The organism is Nocardioides albus, assembly GCF_014648255.1.
Classification (GTDB): domain Bacteria; phylum Actinomycetota; class Actinomycetes; order Propionibacteriales; family Nocardioidaceae; genus Nocardioides; species Nocardioides albus.
On the sequence record NZ_BMQT01000004.1, the window covers coordinates 134,179 to 154,035 of the forward strand.

Annotated in this window: 18 protein-coding genes; 16 read left to right on the forward strand and 2 right to left on the reverse strand. The window is 70.0% G+C overall.

What is annotated here, in order from left to right:
• The first annotated feature begins 42 nt into the window (after nt 1-42).
• The 6 genes from IEY84_RS09585 to IEY84_RS09610 all read left to right on the forward strand — a co-directional run bounded on the left by IEY84_RS09585 (nt 43) and on the right by IEY84_RS09610 (nt 5,650).
• A complete protein-coding gene (locus tag IEY84_RS09585) occupies nt 43-582 on the forward strand; it encodes a potassium channel family protein (protein WP_183542467.1) in 540 nt (179 codons plus the stop codon).
• 127 nt (nt 583-709) lie between these two features.
• A complete protein-coding gene (locus IEY84_RS09590; protein ID WP_221208527.1) occupies nt 710-1,147 on the forward strand; it encodes a DUF7144 family membrane protein in 438 nt (145 codons plus the stop codon).
• Between the two features lie 48 nt (nt 1,148-1,195).
• Nucleotides 1,196-2,329: an AI-2E family transporter gene (locus IEY84_RS09595; protein ID WP_183542469.1), complete on the forward strand. Its 1,134-nt coding sequence runs from the start codon at nt 1,196-1,198 to the stop codon at nt 2,327-2,329.
• A gap of 157 nt (nt 2,330-2,486) precedes the next feature.
• Complete coding sequence (locus IEY84_RS09600) at nt 2,487-3,248, forward strand: YhjD/YihY/BrkB family envelope integrity protein (protein WP_183542471.1); 762 nt, start codon at nt 2,487-2,489, stop codon at nt 3,246-3,248.
• A gap of 61 nt (nt 3,249-3,309) precedes the next feature.
• Nucleotides 3,310-4,569 (forward strand): cation:proton antiporter domain-containing protein, encoded by a 1,260-nt coding sequence (locus IEY84_RS09605; protein ID WP_183542474.1) that lies wholly within the window; start codon nt 3,310-3,312, stop codon nt 4,567-4,569.
• 337 nt (nt 4,570-4,906) lie between these two features.
• Nucleotides 4,907-5,650 (forward strand): amidohydrolase family protein, encoded by a 744-nt coding sequence (locus tag IEY84_RS09610; protein ID WP_221208528.1) that lies wholly within the window; start codon nt 4,907-4,909, stop codon nt 5,648-5,650.
• A 12-nt stretch (nt 5,651-5,662) separates the two neighbouring features.
• Here IEY84_RS09610 and IEY84_RS09615 read toward each other — a convergent pair whose 3' ends face one another.
• Nucleotides 5,663-6,439: an SDR family oxidoreductase gene (locus IEY84_RS09615; protein ID WP_183542478.1), complete on the reverse strand. Its 777-nt coding sequence runs from the start codon at nt 6,437-6,439 to the stop codon at nt 5,663-5,665.
• Nucleotides 6,440-6,480: 41 nt separating this feature from the next.
• Nucleotides 6,481-7,275, reverse strand: coding sequence for a crotonase/enoyl-CoA hydratase family protein (locus tag IEY84_RS09620; RefSeq protein ID WP_183542480.1), 795 nt, complete (start codon nt 7,273-7,275; stop codon nt 6,481-6,483).
• Between the two features lie 107 nt (nt 7,276-7,382).
• On the opposite strand from IEY84_RS09620, the gene IEY84_RS09625 reads away from it, so the two are divergent.
• The 10 genes from IEY84_RS09625 to IEY84_RS09670 all read left to right on the forward strand — a co-directional run bounded on the left by IEY84_RS09625 (nt 7,383) and on the right by IEY84_RS09670 (nt 19,857).
• A complete protein-coding gene (locus IEY84_RS09625) occupies nt 7,383-7,895 on the forward strand; it encodes a winged helix-turn-helix transcriptional regulator (protein ID WP_183542482.1) in 513 nt (170 codons plus the stop codon).
• A 147-nt stretch (nt 7,896-8,042) separates the two neighbouring features.
• On the forward strand, nt 8,043-10,382 hold the full coding sequence (locus IEY84_RS09630; RefSeq protein WP_275944475.1) for an arylsulfatase: 2,340 nt from the start codon (nt 8,043-8,045) through the stop codon (nt 10,380-10,382).
• A 202-nt stretch (nt 10,383-10,584) separates the two neighbouring features.
• Nucleotides 10,585-11,922: a purine-cytosine permease family protein gene (locus IEY84_RS09635; RefSeq protein ID WP_183542486.1), complete on the forward strand. Its 1,338-nt coding sequence runs from the start codon at nt 10,585-10,587 to the stop codon at nt 11,920-11,922.
• A gap of 32 nt (nt 11,923-11,954) precedes the next feature.
• Nucleotides 11,955-13,514 carry a hydantoinase/oxoprolinase N-terminal domain-containing protein gene (locus IEY84_RS09640; protein ID WP_221208529.1) on the forward strand — a complete coding sequence of 520 codons (1,560 nt, stop codon included), beginning with the start codon at nt 11,955-11,957 and terminating at the stop codon, nt 13,512-13,514.
• Nucleotides 13,507-14,571 (forward strand): S-methyl thiohydantoin desulfurase family protein, encoded by a 1,065-nt coding sequence (locus IEY84_RS09645; RefSeq protein ID WP_183542488.1) that lies wholly within the window; start codon nt 13,507-13,509, stop codon nt 14,569-14,571. Before IEY84_RS09640 ends, IEY84_RS09645 begins: the two co-directional genes overlap by 8 nt.
• A 24-nt stretch (nt 14,572-14,595) precedes the next feature.
• On the forward strand, nt 14,596-15,666 hold the full coding sequence (locus IEY84_RS09650) for an S-methyl thiohydantoin desulfurase family protein (RefSeq protein WP_183542490.1): 1,071 nt from the start codon (nt 14,596-14,598) through the stop codon (nt 15,664-15,666).
• Nucleotides 15,666-17,174, forward strand: a complete 1,509-nt coding sequence (locus tag IEY84_RS09655; protein WP_183542492.1) for a helix-turn-helix domain-containing protein — start codon at nt 15,666-15,668, stop codon at nt 17,172-17,174. Before IEY84_RS09650 ends, IEY84_RS09655 begins: the two co-directional genes overlap by 1 nt.
• 150 nt (nt 17,175-17,324) lie before the next feature.
• Nucleotides 17,325-18,044, forward strand: coding sequence for an aspartate/glutamate racemase family protein (locus IEY84_RS09660; RefSeq protein ID WP_183542494.1), 720 nt, complete (start codon nt 17,325-17,327; stop codon nt 18,042-18,044).
• Complete coding sequence (locus tag IEY84_RS09665; RefSeq protein WP_183542496.1) at nt 18,041-18,766, forward strand: HpcH/HpaI aldolase family protein; 726 nt, start codon at nt 18,041-18,043, stop codon at nt 18,764-18,766. The genes IEY84_RS09660 and IEY84_RS09665 overlap by 4 nt, the downstream gene beginning before the upstream one ends.
• A complete protein-coding gene (locus IEY84_RS09670; protein ID WP_183542498.1) occupies nt 18,763-19,857 on the forward strand; it encodes a threonine aldolase family protein in 1,095 nt (364 codons plus the stop codon). The genes IEY84_RS09665 and IEY84_RS09670 overlap by 4 nt, the downstream gene beginning before the upstream one ends.

The window sequence follows — 19,857 nt, forward strand, 5'->3', positions numbered from 1 at the left end:
TCCGACGATGAGACTTCGCCGAGCGACGTTGAGGTCCCCATGATGGCCACCGCGGACACCCTCCACCCGCGCCGTCGGCGATGGCTCGTCGTGCGCGGCCTGCTGAGCGCGTTCGTCTCGGCCTCGCTGATGGTGGTGGGCTATTACACGCTGCCGCTGGGAAGCATCTCGGACATCTCGGTCGCTGCCGAGCTGTCGGTCGGGGTCATCGTCCTGGTCGGCGTGGTCACCTGGCAGCTCAGCGCGATCGAACGCGCAACGTACCCTGCCATCCGGGCCATCCAGGCGCTCGCGGTGGCCACGCCGCTGTTCCTGCTCCTCTTCGCGGCCAGCTACTACGTCCTCAGCCTGGACGACCCGGCGACCTTCACCGAGACCCTGAGCCGCTCCGACGCGCTCTACCTGACCGTGACGATCTTCGCGACGGTGGGTTTCGGTGACATTGCCGCCGAGGCCGAGAGCGCCCGCCTGCTCGTCACCGTCCAGATGTTGCTCGACCTCGTGATCCTGGGTCTGGGCCTGCGGGTGTATGTCGGCGCCGTGAAGCGGGGCAAGGCGAACCCTGACGAGCAGGAGAGCTGAGCACCGCTTCCCGAAAGGTCGCTTTCACACGATGAGAGTGACGCGTGATCCCTGGCGCAGGGGTGGGATGAGCGTCCCGACAGCCGCCACAGCCGGTGCGGCTCAGCGTGACCCAGGAGGCACGAGCATGTCCGAGCAGACGACTCCGAACTACCGCGACCCCGTCCAGCTGGATGCCCCGCCACCGAGCGGGTGGGCGACTGGGTTCATCGTCTTCGCAGCCGTGATGATGATCTTGTCCGGCGGATTCCAGTCCTTCGTCGGTATGGCTGCGCTGTTCAAGAACGACATCTACGTCGCCACGCCCAACTACCTGCTCGAGCTCGACACGACCACCTGGGGATGGATCCACCTGTTGCTGGGCCTGCTCGTGCTCTTCGCCGGCTTCGCCGTGCTGTACGGCAAGGTCTGGGGTCGCACGATCGGCGTCGTCCTGGCCGTGCTCAGCGCCATTGCCAACTTCGCGTTCATCCCCTACTACCCGTTCTGGTCGATGCTGATCATCGCGCTCGACGTCTTCGTGATTTGGGCGCTCACGGCTCACGGGCGCGACATCACCCGCTGACCTGTCTGCGATGACCGTCCGGGTCGCCGATGCAGGACAGGAGATCCCATGAAGCACGCCGCCGACACTGCCTCCCGAGGGCCGCAGGCGAGGTCCTTTGCAGCGAGCCTGCTCCTGGGAGTCGCCACCCTCACCATCGCGATCGCCGGGATGAAGGCCATCGCCGACATCATCGGACCGGTCTTCATGGCGCTGGTCATCACGATCACGCTGCACCCGATCCGACTCCGGCTGGAACAAGGACGCCTGCCCGGATGGGTCACCTCCGTTCTCATGCTGGCCGCCGCTGTCCTCCTGCTGGCGGGGTTCGCCGTCGTCCTGATCGTGTCGGTCGCCCAGTTGGCCGCTCTCCTGCCCACCTACGCCGACCAGATCAGGGAGGGCGTCGCGAACGTCGGGAACACCTTGCGAGGCGCAGGCGTGAAACAAGGGCAGATCGATGCGGTGACCGATGCGCTCGATCCCGGGCAGATCATCGACGTCGCCATGTCGGTCCTGTCCGGAACCTTGGGGCTGCTCACCGACCTGTTCTTCCTGATCACCGTGCTGCTGTTCATCGCGTTCGACACGGACTCCACGCGCCACAGCATGAAGACCCTGGGTGGCCGGTTCCCGGACCCGGTCGCCGCGCTGGACAACTTCGCCCGTGGCACCCGCAGCTATATGGCGGTCTCGGCGAGCTTCGGGCTGGTGGTCGCGATCATCGACGGGATCGCCCTCCACCTCCTCGACGTCCCAGGTGCATTCGTGTGGGCGGTGCTGGCGTTCGTCACCAACTTCATCCCCAACATCGGGTTCATCATCGGGGTCGTCCCGCCAGCTCTGATCGCCCTGCTCGACGGCAGCCCCGGTGTGATGGCCACGGTGATCGTCGTCTACAGCGTCATCAACTTCGTGATCCAGTCCGTCGTCCAGCCGCGCGTCGTCGGTGACTCCGTCGGCCTCTCTCCCACGCTGACGTTCCTCTCGCTGGTGTTCTGGACCTGGGTGATCGGGCCGGTCGGCGCGCTGCTCGCGGTCCCGTTCAGCCTGCTCGCCAAATCTCTCCTGGTCGAGGCCGACCCGCGTGGTACGTGGGCCCTGCCCCTGATCTCGGGGAGACCTGAGCCCGAGACCGAGCCGCCTCCGGAGCCTGAACAGGCGCCCCCCGCCACGATTCAGCCCGAGGGAACGTCGAGATGAGCTCGAGATGGATCCGAACGACGAGGCGCCATCCTCGGACAGCCTGAAGTCCCCTGCCGCGGGCGCGAGAGACGAGCCGGGCCGGATGCCTGCCGTTCTGCGGGGGCGAGCGGCCCGATTGTCGAAGCGTCGGCCGGGACGGGTTCTGCTCCAGACCGTGGAGGGACTCGGGCGGATCGAGGTGTTCGACCGGGCGATGACGATCGCCGCGCAGTTCTTCACCTCGGTGCTCCCGGTGCTGATCCTGATCGCCACGCTCGGCGCGAACAGCGACTGGTTCGCCGACGGGATCCACATCCCCGAGCAGTCCCGGGAGGTCCTCGAGAACGCCGTCGAAGCCGGTGGTGCGACCTTCGGCATCGTCGGCGCGCTCTTCGTGCTCATCTCGGCGACCAGCCTGTCCCGTGCACTGACTCGTGCCTTCACCAGCATCTGGGGACTGCCGAGCCCATCGACGAACCTGGGCTCGGCATGGCGGTGGCTGGCAGTGGTCCTAGTGCTCGCGCTCTCGTTGGTCATCGTGCGCGCTGCGGGCGAGCCGCTCGAAGGCTTGCCCCCTCGGGAGGTGTGGCCACGCTTGATGTCACTCACCTGGGACATCTGGGTCGCAACGTTCGTCCCGTGGGTGCTGCTCGCCGGCGCGGTCCGTGCCCGGATGCTCGTTCCTGGGGCGTTGTTCTTCGCCGCATTGATGATCGCTGTTCGTCCAGCAACCCAGGCGTGGCTTCCGGGAGCACTCGAGACCAGCGCCGACCGGTATGGGGCGATCGGCGTCGCCTTCACCTATCTGACGTGGCTGTACGTCGTGTCCTTCGGCTTCCTGACCACGGCGCTCGTGGGTCAGGTGATCGCGACGGCTCCCGGAAGACTCGGTCGTCGTGTCCGGGGAGGGCCCCGGCACTTCACCCAGACAGAGTGATGAGACCGGTCGCTGTGCTCTCTACGCTAGCCGAGACCCCGCCCACCCGGAGGCTCGTCGCATGGGAACCTTGGCTGTCTCTGCAGTCCTCGCGACCATCGTGGTGTGGTGCGTGCTCGCTGGCCGGCTGCAGGCGCGAGGTCTGACCGCTCCGATCGTGTTCGTCGCGGCCGGGTGGTTCTTCGCGGATGTGCTCGGCCTGCTCGACCTCGAGGTCGAGCCCGAGCTGGTCAGGGTCATCGCCGAAGTCACCCTGGTCTGGGTGCTCTTCGCGGACGCGTCGCGGGTTCGGCTGGGACAGCTCCGGCGCGACCTGAGCACGTACGCTCGGCTGCTGGGGATCGGTCTGCCGCTGACGATCGCCGCCGGCGTGGGTGCCGCGATGATCGTGCTCGGTTTCGACCTGTGGGCGGCGCTCCTGGTCGCCGCAGCGCTGGCCCCGACCGACGCCGCGCTCGGGGCTCCGGTCATGTCCAACCCGCACGTGCCGGAGAAGGTGCGGCGAGCATTGAACGTGGAGAGCGGGCTCAACGACGGCATCGCGACGCCGATCGTGCTGGTCGCCATCGCCGGAGTCGCGGCCGATCAGGGGATCATCGGCGTCGAGAGCCCCGGCGGTGCCGTCCTCTCCCTGCTGGTCGGTCTGGTTGTGGGCCTCGTCGTCGGTGGCCTGGGTGGCTGGATCACCAGACTCGCTCGTGAGCGCGACTGGCTTTCCGCAGAGCTCGCCGGTCCCGCCGTCCTCGCCCTCGCCCTGCTCGCCTATGCGGCGGCTCTGACGATGGACGGCAATGGTTTTGTCGCCGCCTTCGTCGGGGGCCTGGTCTTCGGGAACGTCGCTGGGCCCAGCGGCGAGAAGGAGGTCTACTTCGTGAGCCAGTCCGGGGACATGGCCGCCATGGTCAGCTGGCTCGTCTTCGGCGCGCTGGCCGTGCCGGTCATCCAAGACCAGTGGGACTGGACGATGCTGGGCTACGCCGTACTCAGCCTGACCATCGTCCGGATGCTCCCCGTCGCGATCGCGCTGCTCGGAACCGGGTTCGACCGGTTCAGCGTCGCGTTCGTCGGCTGGTTCGGACCCCGCGGTCTGGCCTCCGTCATCTTCGCCCTGATCGCGCTCGAAGACCTGCACGGAGCCGGCGCGGATGCCGTCGCGGTCATCTCCCTCACTGTCCTGCTCAGCGTCCTGGCTCACGGTCTCAGCGCTGTCCCCTTGGCGAAGCGGTTCGCCGTGACACGCCCCAGGTCAGCCTCGCCCGAGCTGAACCAGCCGTCCCGGCAGGCTGAAGGTGATACGCCTCGAGGTGGCCGCTCGCGCTGATCGTATGGGTAAACGGGCCGCCGGTGCCGATGACGAGGCACTGTTGCGCGGCCCGTACGTAAACCATCGTCTCGGGGCTCGGGGCTCGGGGCTCGGGGCTCGGGGCTCGGGGCTCGGCGATCGGCGATCGGCGATCGGCGGTTCACATCGTCTGGATGACGCCCAAGGCCTCGATGGGCCGGACGCTGAGTCGTCGGAAGGAGGGATGATGTCCCACCCGTCGATCTCGGCGCGGTCGTGCTGCTGTGGGGACACAACGTCTCCGTGGACCGACTGTGGTGGTCCCTACTGGTCCTGGGACTCCTCGCGTGCCTGCAGGTCCTGGTCGGGGCCGGCCGTGGGATCCGGTCATCTGATCGCCTCGCTGCGTCGCTGGACGAAGATCGACGGGCCGAGCCCGGTGCCGAACATCGCCCGGACGCTCGAGGCGATGGACGCGGCCGGCGTCGACCTCGGGCTGATCGCCGCCTGGTCGGCGCCGCACCAGCCGCCGCTCATCAGCAACGACGAGGTCGCCGGCTGGGTCCAGGAGCATCCGGACCGCTTCGCCGCCCTGGCCGCGGTCGACCTGAACCGGCCGATGGAAGCCGTCCGTGAGCTGCGCCGATGCGTCGACGATCTCGGCTTCAAGGGCCTGAGGGTCGTGCCGTGGTTGTGGGAGGCCGCGCCGACCGACCGGCGCTACTACCCCCTGTATGCCGCCTGCGTGGACCTCGGCGTTCCGTTCTTCACTCAGGTCGGCCACACCGGACCGCTGCGTGCCTCCGAGACCGGTCGGCCCATCCCGTACATCGACCAGGTCGCCCTCGACTTCCCAGAGATGGTCATCGTCTGCGGCCATGTGGGTTATCCCTGGACCGAAGAGATGGTCGCGGGGGCTCGCAAGCACGAGAACGTCTACATCGACACCTCGGCCTACACCTCGAAGCGTCTTCCGGCCGAGCTGGTCAGGTTCACGAAGACGAGCACGCCCGCCGCGGCGCTCGACGGCCTCGACGAGCTCGAGCTGGCTCCCGCGACGCAGGAGGCCTACCTCGGCGGCAACGCCCAGCGCCTGCTCGACCTCGACGGGCGGACGTGATCCGGACCAGCCTCAGCGGCTGGCGATGACTCCGCCGTCGACGGGAATCACGGCTCCGGTGATGTAGGTGCTGTCGGGGCCGGCGAGGAAGACGGCGATGCCAGCCATGTCCTGAGGGCGCCCGATGCGCCGGAGCGGGATCTGCTGGGCGATCGCGTCCTCGCCCACCGCGAGCAGACCGGCGGTCATCTTCGACTCGAACAGGCCTGGGGCGATGGCGTTGACCAGTACGTCGGGGGCGAGGGTCGCGGCGAGCTGCTGGGTGAGCAGGTGGACGGCCGCCTTGCTGGCGCTGTAGGAGAAGTTGTTGAACCCCGGGGCGGGCGCGCGGAGCCCGTCCACGCTCCCGATGTTGACCACGCGAGCGGGGTCGTCCGCCATGGATGCCGCCCGGAGGAGCGGGAGCAGAGCCTGGGTCAGGCCGAAGACGCCCTTCACGTTGACGTCCATCACCCGGTCCCAGGCGGCGGCGGGGAACTCCTCCAGAGGTGCGCCCCAGTTGGCGCCGGCGTTGTTGAACAGCGCGTGCACCGCCAGCTCACGTTCGGTGACGTGGGCGGCGAGCGCCTGGACCCCCTCGTCGGTGGACAGGTCGGCGGTGAACGAGCTGATCTCCCCCAGCGGAGACAGCTCGCTCACGGTGGCGTCGAGATCTGCCTGCTTGCGGCTGCTGATGTAGACCTTGGCGCCGGCAGAGAGGAGGCCGGTGGCCAGCATCTTCCCGATGCCGCGGCCGCCTCCGGTGACGACGATGGTCTTGCCCTCGAGGGGCTTGTGGCCGGTGTGCATGTGGATCTCCTGTGTGGTCGTGAGGTGGTCGGCGGCCGGTGTCAGCGACCCGTGAAGATCGCGTCCCGGCGCTCGACGAACGACTGCAGGCCCTCGGCGCCGTCGGCGGTCGAGAGTAGCCTGCTGATGTCCGGGCGGAGCCGCTCGATCGCGGCCGCCTCGCCGGAGTCCCGGGCCAGGTGGGCGGAGGCCAGGGCCGTGCGTACGCCCAGAGGGGCCGATTTCTCGGCGATCGCGGTGGCGATCTCGATCGCCCGCTCCAGCGCGGTTCCGGCGTCGGGCTGCACCTCCTGGACGAGCCCGATCCGCAGAGCCTCCTCCGCGCCGAACTCCTCACCGGTGAGGATCCAGCGCATCGCGTTGCCCCAGCCGGCCTGCTGCACGAAGCGGAACGTGGCGCCGCCGAAGGGGTAGATGCCGCGACGGATCTCGAACTGGGAGAAGCGGGCGTCGGCCGCCGCGACCCGGATGTCGGCCGCGAGCAGGAGCTCGATGGCGAGGGTCATCACCCAGCCCTGCGCGGCGGCGACGACCGGCTTGGTCCAAGGGCCGTCCAGGCGCCACGGGTCCCGCCCGCCTTCCGGAACGCCGAGCTCGCCCGTCATCAGCGCCTCACCGACGTCGACGAGGTCGAGGCCGCCGGTGAAGTGGTCGCCGTGGGCGAACAGCACGCCGCACCACAGCTCGTCGTCGGACTCGAGGAGCCCGTACGCCGCGGCCAGCTCGTTCAGCATCGCCTTGGTGAACGCGTTGCGCTTCTCCGGACGGTTCAGCCCCATCAGCAGCACCCGTCCGCGGCGCTCCACGGTGACGGCGGGACGCTCAGTTTCCTGCATGGCTCGTTCTCCTCGAAGTTAGTTTCATGATTGAACTCACTCGACGCTAGCGGCAGCGGGCCCGTCGCGGCAAGTCCGTCCAGTGATAAGACTGATAGGCTGGCCAGGTGAGAAGGAAGTCGTTCGGCACCTGGCCGTGCTCGATCGCGCGGACAGTCGACCTGCTCGGAGACGCGTGGACGATGCTCGTGCTGCGCGAGCTCTTCTACGGAGAGACCCGCTTCGACGGGTTCGCGACCGCGCTGGGCATCCCGCGCAGTACGTTGACCAACCGGCTCGGTCTGCTGGTCGACGAGGGCCTGGTCGACCAGCGCGAGTACCAGGTGGACCCGGTCCGCCACGAGTACGTGCTCACCGACAAGGGTCGCGACTTCTTCGGTGTGATCGCCGCGATCAACGCCTGGGGTGACCGCTGGCTGAGCGGCGAGGAGGGTGTGCCGGTCGTCATGCGGCACGAGTCTTGCGGTCATGATCTCGACGCCACGGTCGTGTGCGGCAGCTGTGACGAGCCGGTCCGCCTCGACGCTGTCAGCGTCCGACCCGGCCCCGGCTACCCCGCGCGCGTGGCGAGCAGGCCCGACGTCATCGAGAGGTTCGAGAGGGCTTCGCGGACGGGCTAGCGCCCATGTAGTCACACAGGGATGCTCCCGGGGGTTTACCCGGTAAGGGGGACGACGAGGGTCCGACGGCGTGTGACGCTCGAAGCTCCGCCCTCGACCATCGGAGCCCTTGTCATGCCGAAACGCCCTGACGCTCACGCTCGGACGATGTTGCCGATCCCGGACCGACCGGCCACGGGGCACACGACGTACGACGCCAAAGATCCGGACACCGTCTATCCGCCGATCGAGCCGCTGCTCCCGCCGGACGGCGCGCCCAACGTACTCGTCGTCCTTCTCGACGACGTCGGCTTCGGAGCCTCGAGTGCGTTCGGCGGACCGTGTGCCACACCGGTCGCCGAGCGGCTGGCCGGCAACGGGCTGCGCTACAACCGGTTCCACACCACCGCGCTCTGCGCGCCGACCCGGCAGGCGCTGCTGACGGGCCGCAACCACCACTCCGTCGGGATGGGTAGCATCACCGAGACGGCCACCTCGGCGCCCGGCAACAGCTCGGTGCGGCCCAACGCCAAGGCGCCGCTCGCGATGACGCTCAAGCTCAACGGGTACTCGACGGCGCAGTTCGGGAAGTGCCACGAGGTCCCGGTCTGGCAGTCGTCGCCGCTCGGCCCGTTCGACGCCTGGCCCTCGGCCGGCGGAGGGTTCGAGAAGTTCTACGGCTTCATCGGCGGCGAGAACAACCAGTGGGACCCCGCGCTCTACGAAGGCACCACCCCGATCGAGCCGCCGGCGACGGCCGAGGAGGGCTACCACCTCACCGAGGACCTCGCCGATCACGCCTGTGCCTGGATCCGCCAGCAGAAGGCGCTGATGCCCGACCGGCCCTTCTTCGCGTACTTCGCGCCGGGCGCGACCCACGCGCCGCACCACGTGCCGCCGGAGTGGATCGAGAAGTACGCCGGGAAGTTCGACGAGGGCTGGGACGTCCAGCGGGAACGTACCTTCGCTCGGCAGAAGGAGCTGGGCGTCATCCCCGCCGACACCGAGCTCACCGCCCGCCACGACGAGATCCCGGCATGGGACGACATGCCGGACGAGCTGAAGCCCGTGCTCGCCCGTCAGATGGAGGTGTACGCCGGCTTCCTCGAGCACACCGACCACCACGTCGGCCGCGTGATCGACACCATCGCCGACCTCGGCGTACTCGACAACACGATCGTCTATTACATCATCGGCGACAACGGCGCCTCCGCCGAAGGAACCGTCAACGGCGCCTTCAACGAGATGGCCAACTTCAACGGGATGGCGGCGCTGGAGACGCCCGAGTTCATGCGGGCGAAGATGGACGAGTTCGGGTCACCGAGCTCCTACAACCACTACTCGGTCGGCTGGGCGTGGGCGATGAACTCGCCGCTGCAGTGGACCAAGCAGGTCGCCTCGCACTGGGGCGGCACCCGCAACGGCACCATCGTGCACTGGCCGGACGGGATCGACGACCCGGGCTCGGTGCGTTCGCAGTTCAGCCACGTCATCGATCTGGCGCCGACCATCCTCGAAGCGGCCGGACTGCCCGAGCCCGCCATGGTCAACGGCGTCCAGCAGTCGCCGATGGAGGGGACGAGCATGCTCTACACCTTCCGCGGTGCGAGCGAGCCGGAGCGGCACGACCTGCAGTACTTCGAGATGTTCGCCAACCGCGGCGTCTACCACCAGGGCTGGAGCGCGGTCACCAAGCACCGCACCCCGTGGGTGATGGTCGGCGGAGACCTGCCGGCGTTCGACGACGACGTGTGGGAGCTGTACGAAGGCACCACCGACTTCAGCCAGGCGAGGGACCTCTCGGCGGAGCACCCCGAGAAGCTCGCCGAGCTGCAGCGGCTCTGGCTGATCGAGGCCGTGAAGTACGGCGTGCTGCCGATGGACGACCGCACCAGCGAGCGGCTCGAACCCACGATGGCCGGCAGGCCGACGCTCGTCCGAGGGACCACCCAGCTCTTCTTCCCCGGCATGGGCCGGCTGTCGGAGAACAGCGTGGTCAGCATCAAGAACAAGTCGTTCTCCGTCACTGCCGAGGTGACGATCCCGGACGCCGGCGCCGAGGGCGTGATCATCGCCCAGGGCGGCCGGTTCGGCGGCTGGACGTTCTTCGCGAACGACGGCCGGCTCAAGTTCGTCTACAACGTGCTCGGCATCCACGAGTTCCCCGTCGTCGCCGACTCCCTGCTCGGAGCCGGGACCCGTCAGGTCCGGGTCGAGTTCGCGTACGACGGCGGTGGGCTCGCGAAGGGAGGCGACGTCAGGCTCTTCGACGACGGCAAGCCGGTGGGGTCGGGCCGGGTGGAGATGACCCAGCCGATGGTCTTCTCGGCCGACGAGACCACCGACATCGGCTACGAGTCGGGTACGACGGTCTCCTCGGACTACACGAGCCGGACGAGCCGGTTCAGCGGCAAGATCGCCTGGGTCCAGATCGACCTCGGGGACGACGTCCACGACCACTACATCGACCCGGACGAGCGGTTCAGGATCGCGATGGCGCGTCAGTAGGTCTCCGCGTCGCAGCCCATCGGACCCACGTCACCCTGTGGGTCCGGTGGGCTTCTGCGTGCGCCCGAACCAATCCGACAGGCGACCAGACAGGCTTGTGCGGTATGCACTGTTCCAGGCCTCTACCGGGGCGTCTTGCATGGTGACGCACCTCACCTCGGGTTCTAGCGTCACGGGAAAGACATTCCCTCTGGAGGTTCCCATGGGATCAACCATCGAGCACGACGACTACGCACTCAGTCGCGTGCCGCAGGACAAGCGCTACCACTGGTTCTCGATCGCAGTTCAACGGTTCGGCATGCTCAGCTCCCTCGCGAGCTTCCTCATCGGTGCCACCCTCGGGTTCGGCATGAGCTTCTGGAACGCCGTCCTGGCCATCACCCTGGGCGCGGTGATCTTGGAGATCCTCACCATCTTCACGGGCATCGCCGGCCAGCGTGAGGGCCTCTCCACCTCGGTGCTGGCCCGCTGGACCGGCTTCGGCCGCGCCGGCTCGTCGGTCATCGGCCTGGCCATCAGCATCAGCGCGATCGGCTGGTTCGGCATCCAGAACGCGGTCTCCGCGCAAGGCCTGACCAACCTCATCGGCGTTCTCCCGCTGTGGGGCTGGGCGCTCGTCTTCGGTCTGGCGGTCACCGCGATCGTGGTGTTCGGGTTCGAGAAGATGGCCTGGACGGCGTACATCACCGTGCCTGCCTTTCTCGTGCTCGCCGGCTGGTCGATCGTGGTCGAGCTCTCGCGCCACGACTTCGGCGACCTGCTCTCGGCGGCGCCTGCCGGGCCGCAGCTGAGCCTGATCCAGGGCACCTCGATCGTCGCCGGCGGCTTCATCGTCGGTGCCGTGATCACCCCGGACATGAGCCGGTTCAACCGGACGCCCGGGGACGTGGTCAAGCAGACCGTCGTCGGCATCTCGGTCGGCGAGTACGTCATCGGCCTCATCGGTGTGCTGCTCGCCCTCGCGCTGCGTACCAACGACGTGATCGCGATCGTCACCTCGACCTCGGGCTTCCTGGGGACACTGGTGATCATCGCCGCCACCTTGAAGATCAACGACTGGAACCTCTACGCGGCCTCGTTGGGCATTGTGAACTTCCTCGACCAGGCCTTCGGCTGGCGTGTGCACCGCGGCGCGGTGACCCTCTTCGTCGGCATCGCTGGCTCGATCGCAGGAGCTGCGGGCATCCTCAACAGCTTCACCGACTTCCTGATCCTGCTCGGCGTCATCTTCCCGCCGATCGCCGGCATCATGGTCGCGGAATACTTCATCGCCCGCACCTGGCGCGGCGAGCTCGACAGCTCCAGAGTCGTAGGCGAGCTGCCGGCCACCGCACCCACGTGGGTGCCCGCCAGCCTGGTGGTCTGGGCCGCCGCCTCGCTCATCGGTCACTACGTCACCTGGGGAATCCCCTCGATCAACTCGGTGATCGCAGCGCTCGTGCTGTACGTCGGCGCGGCGAAGCTCGGCCTCGTCCGCGGGCACGGTGTCTCGCGAACCCACCCGACCGAACCCACCGCTTCCGTTCCCGCCGGCGCCTGAGCCGGCGACCCACCTCGAGCAAGGAAAGACACATGTTGAGACTCGGTATCGACGTCGGAGGCACCAACACCGACGCCGTCCTGATCGACGGGCAGCTGGTGCTGGCCGCGACCAAGGCGCCCACCACGTCCGACGTCACGACCGGCATCGTCACGGCGATCGGTCGGCTGCGGGAGGAAGCCGGGTTCGACCCGGCGGACGTCGCCGCGGTGATGATCGGCACCACCCACTTCATCAATGCCCTCGTCGAAGGGTCCCGGCTCGCGCCGACGGCCGCCATCCGGTTCGGGCTCCCGGCCACCAGCGCGCTGCCGCCGCTGGTCGACTGGCCCGCGGCGCTGTCGAAGACCATCGGCGGACACAGCTACCTGTGCCACGGCGGTCACGAGTACGACGGGTCGCGGATCGCCGACCTCGATGAGCAGGAGTTCCGTGACGTCCTCGACAAGGCCGTCCAGGGTGGCGCCCGCTCGTTCGCGATCTCCTCGGTCTTCTCCCCCGTCAACGCCGAGTTCGAGCTGAGGGCCGCCGAGATCATCGCCGAGCAGCTGCCGGGTGCCCCGGTGAGCCTGTCGCACGAGATCGGGCGAATGGGTCTGCTCGGCCGCGAGAACGCGACGATCATCAACGCCGCTCTGCGGGAGCTGGCCGAGAACGTGACCACCGGCCTGACCGAGACGGTGCTCGGCGCCGGCATCCAGGCGCCGGTCTTCCTCAGCCAGAACGACGGCACCCTGATGGACGTCGACCACGCCCGTCGGTACCCGGTGGCCACCTTCGCCTCCGGGCCGACCAACTCGATGCGCGGCGCCGCGTTCCTCTCCGAGCAGAGCTCGTGCGCCGTCGTCGACATCGGCGGCACCACGACCGATGTCGGCATCCTGCAGAACGGCTTCCCGCGCGAGGCGTCGACCGACGTCGCGGTCGCCGGCATCCAGACCAACTTCCGGATGCCCGACGTGCTCTCGGTCGGCATCGGCGGCGGCAGCCACGTCGGCTCCGGTCCGATCCCCGAGGTCGGCCCGCAGAGCGTCGGCTACCGGCTCACCCAACAGGCCCTGGTCTTCGGCGGCGACCAGCTCACCGCGACCGACCTGGCCGTGGCCGCCGGGCGTGCTGACATCGGCGACGCCGCCCGCGTCGCCCACCTGGACCCCGCCGTCGTACGGGCCGCGCTCGACGGTGTCGCCGGACGGATCGCCGAGGTCGTCGACCGGATGCGGCTCTCGGCCGAGCCGATCCCCGTGGTCGCCGTCGGCGGCGGCAGCATCTTGGTGCCCGAGCAGCTCGACGGCGCCTCGGTCGTCGTGCGGCCCGAGCACTACGCGGTCGCCAACGCCATCGGCGCGGCCATCGCCGAGGTCGGCGGCGAGGTCGACCGAGTCTTCTCGGTCGAGCCCGGCCGGCGCGACGCCGTGCTGGACGAGGCCCGGCAGGAGGCCGTCGACCGCACGGTCGCGGCCGGCGCCCGCCCGGGATCGGTGCGAGTCGTCGACATCGAGGAAGTACCCCTGGCGTACCTGCCGGGAAACGCCACCCGGATCCGGGTCAAGGCGGTCGGAGAGCTGAGCCTGGGAGGCAACGATGCGTGAGATCACCCCACTGGATCTGCCGGACATGGCGCGCGGCGCCGCGGTCCTCGGCACCGGCGGCGGCGGCGACCCGTACGTCGGCCGCCTCCTCGCCCAGCAGGCGCTGCTGCGCCACGGGCCGGTGCAGCTGGTCGACCCGATGGAGATCGACGACGATGCCGTCGTCATCCCGACGGCCTTCATGGGCGCCCCGACGGTCATGCTGGAGAAGCTGCCCTCCGGGGCGGAACTGACCGCTGCCCTCCAGGCCCTCGAGCAGCTGATCGGCAAGAAGGCCGCCTACACCGTCTCCATCGAGGCCGGCGGGCTCAACTCGCTGATCCCGTTCGTGGCGGCGGCCGAGCTCGGTCTCCCGCTCATCGACGCCGACGGCATGGGCCGGGCCTTCCCGGAGCTGCAGATGCTGCTGCCGACGCTGGGCGGCGTCTCCGCCACCCCGATGGCGATCGCCGACGAGCGCGGCAACGCGGTCAGCCTCGAGACGGTCTCCAACGGCTGGGCCGAGCGCTTCGCTCGCGGCGTGACCATCGAGATGGGCTGCAGCGCGGCGGTGAGCCTCTACGTGCTGACCGGTCGACAGGTGAAGGACATGATGGTGCACGGCACCATGACGCTGTGCCAGCGTCTGGGTGCCGCGATCCGTGAGGCCGGCGAGGCACACCGCGACCCGGTGGCCGCCGCCACCGAGGTGATGGGCGGGCGCGTGGTCTTCCGCGGGAAGATCGTCGATGTCCAGCGCGGCACCCAGGGCGGGTTCGCCCGCGGGGAGGCGGTCCTCGACGGGCTCGCCGACGACCTCGGCTCGCGCATGGAGGTGGCCTTCCAGAACGAGAACCTCGTGGCGAGCCGTGACGGCGAGGTCGTGGTGAGCGTGCCGGACCTGATCTGCCTGCTCGACACCGACACCGGTGAGCCGGTGACCACGGAGACGCTGCGCTACGGCCTGCGGGTCAGCGTGGTCGCCGCCCCTTGCGACCCGCGCTGGCGCAGCACCGAGGGGCTCGCACTGGCCGGACCTGCGTACTTCGGCTACGACCACGAATACGTTCCGGTCTGACGCGCTTGATGCGATCATCGGCGGATGACCGAGATGTCGTACGACGTGCTCCGCGCGATCAGCGCGGAGCACGTCGACGCGCTCGCGTCCGGCGCGACCCTGCTCGGGTCGGGCGGGGGTGGTGACGTCGCGCTCGGTGCACTGCTGCTTCGGCGCATGCTCGAGCGAGAGGGTGCCGAGCCGGTGCCGGTGATCGCCTCCGACGAGCTCCCGGTCGACGCGCTCGTCGTCCACGCCGGCGTCGGCGGGGCGCCGGACGTGCTGGCCGAGCGGCTGGTCGATCCCGACGACTGCGCCCGGGCCGTCGAGGCCGTCGTCGCTCAGACCGGCGGTCGACTGGCGGCGGTCGGGGTGATCGAGATCGGTGGTCTCAACGCGCTGATGGGCGTGATCGCCGCCGCTCGCCTGGGCGTCCCGGTGATCGACGGCGACCTGATGGGGCGGGCCTTCCCGCGCCTCGACCAGGCGACCCTCACGGTCGCCGGACACCCGATCGCGCCGATGGCCCTTGTCGGACCCCTCGGCGACACGGTCCTGGTCACGCGCTCGTCCGCGGCTGCGGCGCAGGCACTGATGGTGTCCTCGGCGGCGGCCTTCGGGGGCGCGGCGACGTTGGCGATGTTCCCGACGACGGCGGGCACGCTGGTCGAGCACGGCGTACGCCGCAGCCTCAGCGTCTGCGTGGGCCTCGGACGTGCGTTCCTCGCGGTCGACGCCGACGCACCCGCGACCGTCGCGGCCGAACAGATCGGCGGCAGGTTGCTCTGCGAAGGGCGGGTCGACCAGGTCCGGCCGCGGGAGGGCCGGGTGCCGGGCAGCATCACCCTCATCGACCGTCACACCGGCGGGGTCGTGCGGGTCGACCACCTCGAGGAGTATCTCGCGGTCACCATCGACGGCAGGACCGTCGTCAGCGCGCCCGAGGTCATCGTGGCGCTCGACCATCGAGCCCGCTGCCCGATCCGGACCGACGAGGTGCGGCTCGGGCAGTCGCTCGCGCTGGCCACCCTGCCTGCGCTGCACGACTGGCCGTCGGAAGTGGCTGCGGCCGTCGGCCCGGCCGGATTCGGCCTCCGCGTCGAGGAGCCGGCGTGATGAGCCTGCCGAGTGTCGCCGACCTGCTCGCCGAGCCCATCCTCGCCGACGCCCTGGTGGTGGCGGGGAGCGAAGGACTGGAGCGTGAGGTCGCCGACGTGCGGTGGTGGACGGGCGAGTCGACCCCCGTCCAGGACCAGCTCGTGGTGTGCGGGGCTGAACCGGTCACCCCGTCGTACCGTCTCGATGCGCTGGTGCGCAGGACCGGGGAGGCAGGCGCCGCCGGTCTCCTCGTCGTCGGTGCGTCCGTGAGACCGCTGCTCTCGAGCCTCCGGCTCGCCGACCGCTTGCAGATCCCGGTCCTCTGGCTCGATGACGCCGAGCCGGTGATCATCGTCCAGGAGCTGACTCCCCGCGTACGCGCGCCGGAGCTCGTCCGCGCCCGAACCGTCGACCGGCTGCTGCGCCAGCTGGCGCCACGCCACACCGGGCAGGACATCGTGGCGGCGGCCGAGGGGGTGCTCGAGGCGCCGCTCGCGCTGGTGACCTCGGACGGTACGAACCTGCTCGGGTCACCCATCGAGCTCGACGAGACCTTGCACCTCGACCGACCGGTGGCGCAGCGTGGCCGGGCCGTCCTCGTGCACCCGGTTCTCGACCCGGACGCGAACCGACCTGCGGCATGGCTCGCGTGCCGGGTCGAGCGGGCGGCCGAGTCGCGGATGGGGTTGCTGGCGGCGGGGCTCGCCATCACCGAGCCTTTCCTGCGTTCCTGGCTCACCGCCCAGCGTGCGCATGCCGATCGCGATGTCCTCTTCCGAGCCCGCCTGCTGTCGGAGGTCCTCTCCGGGCGCGACTCGGTGAGCCGAGACGTCGTCGAGGGCGCGGTCTCGGTCGGGTGGCAGCTGCCTGAGTGGCATGTGGGGCTCCACCTCTCCTGCGACGACCCGACGGCGAGCGACCAGCAGGCGGCTGCGCCGGAGCGGTTGCGCGCCGCGCTCGGCGAGCACGGCATCACCCTGACGGAGGCGGTCGACCGCGGGGACGGCTGGGCGCTCTGGAGCAGCGACGAGGCCGAGCCCGGGGCCGCCGACGCTCGGGCGCTGCTGCGGGCCGTACGTCTGGCGACGGCGGCTCTGCCGCGCGAGTGGGGGATGGTTGTGGGCATCGGGCGCCCGCATCGCGGGCCCGGCGGACTGGCGGAGACACTCGCGGAGGCGCGCGACGCCGCCTATCTCGCCTCGAGTCACGACTTCCGGCCGGCGGTGGAGCACTCCGACGAGCTCGGCGTCGCGCGGCTGCTCGCGACCTGGCAGCAGTCGGCGGTGACGCGCGCGTTCGCCGAGACCGCGCTGGCACCGCTCCGCTCGAACGAGTCTCTGATGGCCACCCTGCGCGCCTATCTCGAGAGCGGTGGCTCGGTCGTCCTCGTCGCCGAGGCGCTGGGCGTCCACCGCAACACCGTCACGGCACGTCTGCAGCAGATCCGGGATCGGCTCGGCGTCGACTTGGACGACCCGAGCCAGCGGCTCGCGCTGCAGGTGGCCTGCCGGTCGACGGGAGCCTGACCGGCGCGACCGTGCAGTCCGCCCACCTGGTGGTGCCCGGTCGGGCAGGACGCACATTCCGGAGGACCCGCTGCGTCCCTAGCGTCGAGTCATCCACCCGAGACCGCACCTCAGGTCGACAGCGGGTGGAACTCAACCCAAGGAGACGAGATGCACATCCGGGTCATCCTGCCGATCATCGGCGACAGCCTGATCGATCATGTCCGTTCCGAGGTCGCCGAATGGGCAGCCCCCGACACGAAGGTCGATGCGGTGGTGCTGGAGCGCGGCACCGCGAGCATCGAGTCGGAGTACGACGAGGCGCTGGCCGCGCCCGGCATCCTCGACCAGATCGCCCGAGCAGCCGAGGACGACGTCGACGCCGTCTTCATCAGCTGCTTCGGTGACCCCGGTGTGCACGCCGCCCGGGAGATCATCGACGCACCGGTGGTCGGCGGCTTCGAGCCGGCCGTGCTCACCGCGCTCAGCCTCGGCGAGCACGTCGGCATCATCACGGTGCTCCCCAACGTACTGCCGATGCTTCGGTCGCTCGCACGCCGCTACGCCATCCAGGACCGCATCGGCACGATGCGCGTCATCGACATGCCTGTGCTCGGCCTGGAGGATCGGGACCTGCTGCTGCAGCGGCTGGAGGAGCAGGCCGTCGACGCGATCACCTCCGGCGAGGCCGACGTCATCGTGCTCGGTTGCACCGGCATGCTCGGCGTGGCTGCCGAGCTGCAGGAGCGGTTGGCAGCGGCCGGCATGAAGGTGCCGGTCGTCGACCCGACCGGGGCCGCCGTCACCTGGCTCGAGAGCTGCGTCCGGCTCGGCGTCACGCCCAGCCGGACGACGTACCTGCCGCCGCCGGCCAAGGACCGTTCGGCGTGAACGACGTGCCCGGGTTCGTCGACGGACTGAGAGTCGGGGTGCCGGCCACGCTGCGCGGACTGTGGGTCACCTTCCTGACTCCGTTCGGCCTCGAGGCCGCCTCCGGTAGCGGGGCGGACTGGATCGGCGTGGATCTCCAGCACGGGGACCTCGACGCCGCCCAGCTCGCCCCGCTCCTGCGGGTCGCCGACGTGCCGGTGCTGGCCCGGCTGGGATCCCACGACCCGGCCGCGCTCGCTCGGGCGATCGACGCCGGCGTGGACGGCGTCATCGTGCCGACGGTCGAGTCGGCTGCGGAGGCCGAGCGTCTCGTCGCCGCGGCCCATCTGCCGCCACGCGGACGGCGCAGCGGCGGGCTGGCCCGTGCTGGGCTGGTCGGCGCGCCGGAGCGCCCCCTGCTGCTGCCGATGGTCGAGACCCGCCAGGGTCTGGAGGCCGCCGACGAGATCGCGGCGACGCCCGGGATCGACGGCATCTTCGTCGGGCCCTACGACCTCGCTCTCTCGCTCGGGGAACCGGTGCGCTCGGAGAAGGTGCTGGACGCCATCCGCGAGGCGCTCGCGGCGGCCCGGCGGCACGATCGGATCACCGGTGCCTTCACCGGCGATCCGGGGCTGGCCGCGGACCTGGACGATCGCGGCGTGGCGCTCGACCTGCATGCGATCGACACCGATGCCGCCGCACTGCGGACTGGGCTGGCGGCGCTCCTGGGGGCACGATGAGGACACACGAGACGCGACGCGACTTCGCGAGCGACAACTGCGCGGCCGCTCACCCGAAGGTCCTCGCGGCGCTCGAGGCGGTGGATGGCGGCCATCTGCCCAGCTACGGCGCCGACCTCTATACCTCCCTTCTCGAGGAGCGGGTGCGTGAGCTCTTCGGACGGCATGCGCGTACGTTCCCGGTGTTCAACGGGACCGGCGCCAACATCCTCGGGCTGCAGGCCGTGACACCACGATGGTCCGCCGTCGTGTGCGCAGACGCAGCCCACCTGCACACCGACGAGTGCGGCGCCCCCGAGTACGCCGGGTTCAAGCTGCTCACCGTGCCGACCGCCGACGGACGGCTCGACCCGGACGACCTGGCGGACCTCGCTCGGGACGCCCGCAACCGGCACCGTGCCCAGCCGGGAGTGCTGTCGCTGACCCAGAGCACCGAGCTCGGCACCTGCTACCGCCCGGCCGAGCTGGCTGTCCTCACCGAGGAGGCACACCGGCACGGGTGGAAGGTCCACGTCGACGGCGCCCGGCTCGCCAACGCGGCCGCCCGGCTGGGGGTCGGCCTCGCCGAGGCCGCGGCAGGGGCGGACGTGATCTCGCTGGGCGTCACGAAGAACGGCGGCATGATCGGCGAGGCGGTGGTCGTGCTCGACCCGGACGCGGACGGCGTCGGCTTCCTGCAGAAGGCCGGCACCCAGCTGCCGTCGAAGACGCGGTACGTCTCGGCGCAGCTGCTCGCCCTGCTCGACGGCGACCTGTGGCGAGCCAACGCCACCCAGGCGAACTCGATGGCGGACCGGCTCGCCGCCGGCCTTCGGGGGGCGCCAGGCGTGCGGGTCGTCCATCCGGTCGAGGCGAACGCCGTCTTCGCCTCCCTCCCGGCCGGCGTCGCGGAGCAGCTGCGGGCGACGTACTCGTTCAGCGACTGGGGGCCGGGAACGGTGCGGTTGATGACTGCCTGGGACACCCGGGCCGAGGACGTCGACGGCTTGCTCGCCGCCGTGCGTGCGCTGATGCCGGGCGACGTGCACGACCCGACGGCTCGGGCTGTGCAGGAAGCCTCTTCACCGGAGTCGGTGGGATTCCTAGCGTGA

What these genes read in the sequence shown, in the direction of transcription:
- IEY84_RS09585 (WP_183542467.1), top strand. Translation starts at nt 43, where the DNA reads ATGGCCACCGCGGACACCCTCCACCCGCGCCGTCGGCGATGGCTCGTC.
- IEY84_RS09590 (WP_221208527.1), top strand. Translation starts at nt 710, where the DNA reads ATGTCCGAGCAGACGACTCCGAACTACCGCGACCCCGTCCAGCTGGAT.
- IEY84_RS09595 (WP_183542469.1), top strand. Translation starts at nt 1,196, where the DNA reads ATGAAGCACGCCGCCGACACTGCCTCCCGAGGGCCGCAGGCGAGGTCC.
- IEY84_RS09605 (WP_183542474.1), top strand. Translation starts at nt 3,310, where the DNA reads ATGGGAACCTTGGCTGTCTCTGCAGTCCTCGCGACCATCGTGGTGTGG.
- IEY84_RS09615 (WP_183542478.1), bottom strand. Translation starts at nt 6,439, where the DNA reads ATGCACACCGGCCACAAGCCCCTCGAGGGCAAGACCATCGTCGTCACC.
- IEY84_RS09620 (WP_183542480.1), bottom strand. Translation starts at nt 7,275, where the DNA reads ATGCAGGAAACTGAGCGTCCCGCCGTCACCGTGGAGCGCCGCGGACGG.
- IEY84_RS09630 (WP_275944475.1), top strand. Translation starts at nt 8,043, where the DNA reads ATGTTGCCGATCCCGGACCGACCGGCCACGGGGCACACGACGTACGAC.
- IEY84_RS09635 (WP_183542486.1), top strand. Translation starts at nt 10,585, where the DNA reads ATGGGATCAACCATCGAGCACGACGACTACGCACTCAGTCGCGTGCCG.
- IEY84_RS09640 (WP_221208529.1), top strand. Translation starts at nt 11,955, where the DNA reads ATGTTGAGACTCGGTATCGACGTCGGAGGCACCAACACCGACGCCGTC.
- IEY84_RS09645 (WP_183542488.1), top strand. Translation starts at nt 13,507, where the DNA reads ATGCGTGAGATCACCCCACTGGATCTGCCGGACATGGCGCGCGGCGCC.
- IEY84_RS09650 (WP_183542490.1), top strand. Translation starts at nt 14,596, where the DNA reads ATGACCGAGATGTCGTACGACGTGCTCCGCGCGATCAGCGCGGAGCAC.
- IEY84_RS09655 (WP_183542492.1), top strand. Translation starts at nt 15,666, where the DNA reads ATGAGCCTGCCGAGTGTCGCCGACCTGCTCGCCGAGCCCATCCTCGCC.
- IEY84_RS09660 (WP_183542494.1), top strand. Translation starts at nt 17,325, where the DNA reads ATGCACATCCGGGTCATCCTGCCGATCATCGGCGACAGCCTGATCGAT.
- IEY84_RS09670 (WP_183542498.1), top strand. Translation starts at nt 18,763, where the DNA reads ATGAGGACACACGAGACGCGACGCGACTTCGCGAGCGACAACTGCGCG.